The sequence below is a fragment of the Arsenophonus sp. ENCA genome (assembly GCF_002287155.1).
In the GTDB taxonomy this organism is placed as follows: domain Bacteria; phylum Pseudomonadota; class Gammaproteobacteria; order Enterobacterales; family Enterobacteriaceae; genus Arsenophonus; species Arsenophonus nilaparvatae.
In genome coordinates, this window is the sequence record NZ_NHNG01000508.1 from 1 (window position 1) to 6,020 (window position 6,020).

Sequence of the window (6,020 nt, forward strand, 5' to 3'; positions counted from 1 at the left end):
AATGATTGCTTTACATAAACGATTATCTCGTAACAGCCGCTCTTTGTTGATCATTTCAAACCTTTATTCTCTAAGTTAAACCTCTTTTTATTCTCAATAGCGTGACAAAAAATGCAAGTCTCTATTCAGCAACTAGTTTAAAGAGAATCCCACCCGTGAATACGTCAAATCTATCATGGATGCCCGTTGGTCTGTTGAAGTTTATCATCGAGAAGTTAAACAAAATTGTGGTATTGAACGCTGTCAGGCTCGCACGAGCCGAGCGCAAAGAAATCATATTTTTCTCGCTATTTCTGCGTGGTTTGAACAACATAAACGTCGTATATCTGAAAAAATAACCCTTTATCAACAAAATTGGGACGTAATCAAAAATGCTATTGCTGAGCACATCCGTGTTTTATTAGCGTACCCAAATTAGTTTTGTGCGAAACTCGTGACCTTATCAATCTTAATGTCGGTCAATTTGCTCCCAGCTTGTAAGTCCATATAATTTAATGCTTTCTCTGTAGAAGCATATTCAGTGGGATCGAGCAATTGATCTGGTGACGGTATGGGGCTATCGATCGCAATTACTTGCCCTGGGTTAGTTCCCCAGGTAACCTGAGGGGCGATTTCATTAGCATAGATAGTTTTGATGGCATCATAATGAGCACCGGGATCAGTCTTCAGCGTTTTCCAATAACTAACGGCTTGTTGCCACTGTTCTGTGCTTGGTGCAAATTGTCGGCCTTTAATATAATTAAAAGTGGTTTCATCAGGCGCAATAATACCTGCCTTAGCACCCATTTCAATTGCCATATTGCAGACAGTCATTCGGCCTTCCATAGTTAAGTTTTCAATTGCTTCGCCTCAAAATTCAATAACATAACCGGTGCCACCGGCGCTACCGATTTTGCCAATCATCGCCAGTACCATATCTTTAGCTGTGATGCCATTAGCTAGTTTACCAATGACCTCAATTTTCATGGTTTTAGCTCGAGCTTGTTTTAAGGTTTGCGTGGCCAAGACATGCTCAACTTCGGATGTGCCAATACCAAAAGCTAATGCGCCAAATGCACCATGAGTTGCGGTGTGGGAATCACCGCATACGATAGTCATGCCAGGTAAAGTTATGCCTTGTTCTGGCCCCATGACGTGGACAATACCTTGGAAAGGGTGTTTTAAATCGTAAAGAGTAATAGCAAATTGTTGACAATTTTTTATCAAGGTTTGCATTTGAATGCGAGCCATCTCACCACTAGCATTAATGTCTTTAGTCTGAGTAGAAACATTGTGATCCATGGTAGCAAAAGTTTTATTGGGTTGTCTGACCGAGCGGTTATGGGCTCTCAATCCATCAAATGCTTGAGGCGAAGTGACTTCATGCAGTAAATGGCGATCGATATAAATTAATGGTGTTTCATTTTCCGTTTCATGGACAATGTGTGCATCGTACAATTTTTGATATAAAGTTCTCGCCATAATCTAAACCTCTTGCATAATATGACTGGCAATAATACTGCCCATTTCATCGGTACTGACAAATTGCTTATCTAATGCCAAATCCTGAGTTCGATAACCTTGCAATAAGGTTTTATTGACGGCATTTTCTATCGCATCAGCAATATGTGGTTGGTGCAGGCTATAACGCATCAATAGCGCTACAGATAAGATTTGCGCAATTGGATTAGCAATATTTTTACCAGCGATATCCGGTGCCGAGCCGCCAGCCGGTTCATATAAGCCAAAATTTTGTTGATTTAAACTGGCGGAAGGTAACAGCCCCATTGAACCGGTAATCATTGCACATTCATCGGAAATAATATCGCCAAAAATATTAGAGCAGAGCATAACATCAAATTGAGCAGGATCTTTGATGAGCTGCATAGTGGCATTATCGATATACATATGATTGATTTCGACATCGGGATAAATTTTGGCAATTTCATTGACAACTTCTCGCCATAAAATCGAACTTTGCAATACATTAGCTTTGTCTATTGATGTTACTTTATAGCTTCGTTTACGCGCTGCCTGAAAAGCGATATGCGCAATGCGTTCTATTTCAAAACGATGATAAATCTCGGTATCAAAGGCTTTTTCATCAATACCAGACCCAACACGTCCTTTAGGTTGACCAAAATAGATCCCACCGGTTAATTCACGCACACAAAGAATATCAAAACCTTTTGCGGCAATATCCGCCCGTAATGGACAGAAGTTATTTAAACTAGGATATAGACGAGCGGGTCTTAGGTTACTAAATAACTGAAAATGTTTACGTAAGGGTAATAATGCGCCACGCTCCGGCTGATTAGCAGGCGGCAGGTGTTCCCATTGCGGGCCACCAACTGAACCGAAGAGTATCGCATCCGCTTGTTGGCAACCTGAAAGTGTTGCAGCTGGTAGGCTGACCATGGCGATCGGCGCACAAAAGAACACACCGTATCCGATCGCATACAAGACGGTCACGACTTTCCCTGTGAAGATTTCTGAGCTTTAGTTTTTGTTCTTGTGAGAGATTAATGTTCATACCTATTAAATGGGCATTGCTCATGGAAAATCAAGCATCTTCAATGACGACGAGTATATAACCTAAAATTACAGAATTAAATTCATGGGTTATTTTTAGTTTTTAAGGTTGATTCTCAAGACGGTAACTAAGAACGAGATTAATGCTTCACCAACCCCAAGTTCAGTTATTGCCTGTTCGGCTTTAAAATCTGGATTTGCTCGCATAGTTTCGGCTGCAGCTTTAACTGCCTTTTGATCACGTGGCGTAAATGCTCGTAATGCGTGCTGAACCCGATTGCCTAACTGGTCCTAGAATATTATCGGGAATATCAAGTGGATTTTGGGTAACAAAATAAACGCCAATTTCTTTTGAACGGATCAGACGAACAACTTGTTCGATTTTTTCCAGTAATGCTGTTGGCGCATTAGTAAAAAGTAGATGGGCTTCATCAAAGAAAAACACCAGTTTTGGTTTTTCAACATCACCCATTTCAGGCAAACGTTCAAAAAGTTCCGATAATAACCATAATAGAAACACCCCGTAGAGCTTAGGTTGATTATAGAGCTTTTCTGCGGCAAGAATATTGACCATCCCTTGGCCATTAGGATCAATTTTGATCAGATCAACGATATCAAGCATAGGTTCGCCGAAAAAGTAATCAGCGCCTTGTTGTTCAAGGGTTAATAAGCCACTTTGTATGGCGCCGATTGAGGTGCTGGCAATGTTACCGTATTCAGTTTGAAATTGTTTCGCGTTTTCACCAACATATTGAACTGTGGAACGTAGATCTTTCATGTCCAGCAATAGTAAGCCATTGTCATCGGCAATTTTAAAAATAAGTTGTAATACACCACTTTGCACATCATTTAAATTCATTAACCGTGATAATAGCAATGGCCCCATATCTGAGATGGTTGCCCGCACAGGGTGTCCAAGTTCTGCAAAAACATCCCAGAAAGTGACAGGGCAAGCAGCAGGGTGCCAGTCTGTTACGCCAAGCGCTTCAAGGCGTGATTGCAATTTAGGCGTTAATACACCTTTTGCACCAATACCTGAGAGATCACCTTTTACATCAGCCATAAAAACCGGTACCCCAATTTGAGAAAAACTTTCCGCCATTTTTTGTAGCGTTACAGTTTTACCTGTTCCTGTTGCACCAGTAATTAATCCATGTCGATTTGCCAGTGCAGGCAATATGGCTAATTCAGTTTCACTATTTTTAGCGATGACGAGAGATTTTTGCATCTAAAAATATCCTCTGTAGTCGGCATAATGGGTATAATTTTATTGCCAGGCTTGATAGCAAACTTTAGTTAAATTTTTAATTACCAGACAAAATAGTAAACGCGATTGTTAAAATAGGCCCAATTAATAAAAAATTATACAAGTGTATAGGGTAAAGATAGCTGATGGTGGTGCATTTGGTATTTTAATAATAAAAATTTCAGTAAATCTAGCCAGATAAAATAATCTATTAGTAAGGAAGAATTTTGTTTGACAATTAATTTAATTGTGACTTAAAAATTCTCCTTTGTAATGACTAAAATCGATGTTTTACCGCTTCAGCAAGTATAGTTAATAATTGTTCAGTGTCCTGCCAGCCTAGGCAAGGGTCAGTAATAGACTGACCATAGGTAAGTGGCTTGCCGGTAGTGACTTGCTGGGTACCTTCTATTAGAAAACTTTCTGCCATAATGCCGGCGATATCCCTCGAGCCTTTTTGCAATTGTTGAGCAATATTTTTAGCAACATCGATTTGGCGTTGATGAATTTTTTGGCAATTACCATGGCTAAAGTCGATAACCAATCGTTCCGGTAATCCCAATTTACGTAACTGACTGCAGGCTATGGCAATATCTTCAGCTCTATAATTAGGCCGTTTTCCTCCGCGCATAATAATATGGCCATAAGGGTTACCTTTTGTTTGATAAATAGTCATTTGGCCATTCTTATCAGGCGATAAAAATAAATGGCTGGCACGTGCGGCACGAATAGCATCGATAGCAATATTGATATTCCCGTCGGTACCGTTTTTGAAACCAACCGGACATGACAGCGCTGATGCCATCTGTCGATGGATTTGGCTTTCTGTTGTTCTGGCGCCGACGGCTCCCCAGCTAATAAGATCGGCTACATATTGACCGGTTATCATATCTAAAAATTCAGTTGCCGTCGGTAGTCCAAGTTGATTAATGTTGGTTAGTAGCTCACGAGCTAAACGCAAGCCTTTGTTAACTTGGCACGAATTGTTTAGGTCAGGATCGGAAATTAAACCTTTCCAGCCAATCACCGTACGTGGTTTTTCAAAATAGGTACGCATCACGATTTCAAGATAATCTTTATATTCGCCGCGCAATTTAGCCAACATTTTGGCATATTCAAGTGCCGCTTGGGTATCATGTACAGAGCAGGGGCCAATGACCACCAATAGGCGTTGATCTTGGCCAATTAAAATTGACTCAATTGATTTTCGTGACGTTGTCACATTTTCGATGATTTCTTTGGATAGCGGAAATTCATCCACCAGCGCTTGAGGCGTAATAAGGCTATCAATAGGTTGAGTTCTTAACTCATCGGTTTTATACATATTTATCTCATATATAATTCAATATAGTCGATTTTCTGGCAAATAAACTAGCATTACCATAACTGAAAATAAACTGGATCTAATGGTTGTTTAAGATATCGTTAAAGTAATGAGCGTTTCTCAGCTAATTTTAAATTGTTAAAATATACGACGACTTAGCCCAAATGTTTCAATAATTTTGGCTGAAATCTCTTCGACAGAGTAGTTAGTTGTATTTAAATAGTTAATATTATGTTTTCTAAATAAAGCCTCTACCTCAGTTAATTCTATCCGACATTGATGCAAAGAAGCATAACGACTTTTTTCATAGCGCTCTTCACGAATAGCAGCTAGACGTTCAGGGCTAATTGTTAGACCAAAAAGTTTATTTATATAAGGTTTTAATGCAAGAGGTAATTGTAAATTATCCATATCATCTGCGGTGAAAGGATAATTGGCAGCCTGGATGGCAAATTGCATCGCTAAATAGAGGCTGGTGGGTGTTTTACCACAGCGCGAAACTCCAAGTAAAATAACCTGAGCCTGATCGAGATTTTTTAGTGATATACCATCATCGTGCGCTAATGTATATTCAATTGCCGCAATTCTAGCATCATATTGATTTAGATTAGATAGTCCATGCGTACGGTTGAGCTTTGGTTCGGGTTTTAAACCGATCTCTTGCTGGATCGGATCAATTAAAGATTGGACAATATCATGACAACAGCCGGCACTATTGGTAATAATTTTTTTTACTGTTGGAGAGATAATCGAGTAGAAAACCAACGGCCGGAGATAGGGTCGGGTAGCAACGTGACATCTCTGTCACGCCGCCCCTAAGAACGGTACGTGCAAGTTTCCCCGCATACCGCTCAAGCCTTTATAAGTTACGATACTATACGATCGTAACCAGCAGCCCTACTATGTTTTTGTCGATGGCAATTAGGATGTAAGAGTTCA

The 6,020-nt window shown here is 39.9% G+C and carries 1 protein-coding gene and 5 pseudogenes; 1 reads left to right on the forward strand and 5 read right to left on the reverse strand.

The window, feature by feature from the left end; genetic code table 11:
- Positions 1–166 precede the first annotated feature (166 nt).
- Positions 167–418: pseudogene (locus tag CBG25_RS13310) on the forward strand (transposase); the annotation flags it as partial.
- A gap of 17 nt (positions 419–435) precedes the next feature.
- Here the strand turns inward: CBG25_RS13310 and leuC are convergent.
- From leuC to CBG25_RS13335, 5 genes and pseudogenes are all read right to left on the reverse strand, one after another.
- Positions 436–1,461, reverse strand: a pseudogene (gene leuC / locus CBG25_RS13315) (3-isopropylmalate dehydratase large subunit); the annotation flags it as partial.
- A 3-nt stretch (positions 1,462–1,464) separates the two neighbouring features.
- Positions 1,465–2,388: pseudogene (leuB, locus tag CBG25_RS13320) on the reverse strand (3-isopropylmalate dehydrogenase); the annotation flags it as partial.
- A gap of 252 nt (positions 2,389–2,640) precedes the next feature.
- Positions 2,641–3,739 (reverse strand): annotated as a pseudogene (locus CBG25_RS13325) (helicase HerA-like domain-containing protein); the annotation flags it as partial.
- A 295-nt stretch (positions 3,740–4,034) separates the two neighbouring features.
- Positions 4,035–5,081, reverse strand: coding sequence for a 3-deoxy-7-phosphoheptulonate synthase (locus CBG25_RS13330; RefSeq protein WP_290607214.1), 1,047 nt, complete (start codon positions 5,079–5,081; stop codon positions 4,035–4,037).
- Between the two features lie 138 nt (positions 5,082–5,219).
- A pseudogene (locus CBG25_RS13335) lies at positions 5,220–5,852 on the reverse strand (pyruvate, water dikinase regulatory protein); the annotation flags it as partial.
- Positions 5,853–6,020 lie beyond the last annotated feature (168 nt).

Bases quoted from the DNA above. Each gene is read 5' to 3' on its own strand.
- CBG25_RS13330 (WP_290607214.1), bottom strand. From the start codon at position 5,081: ATGTATAAAACCGATGAGTTAAGAACTCAACCTATTGATAGCCTTATT.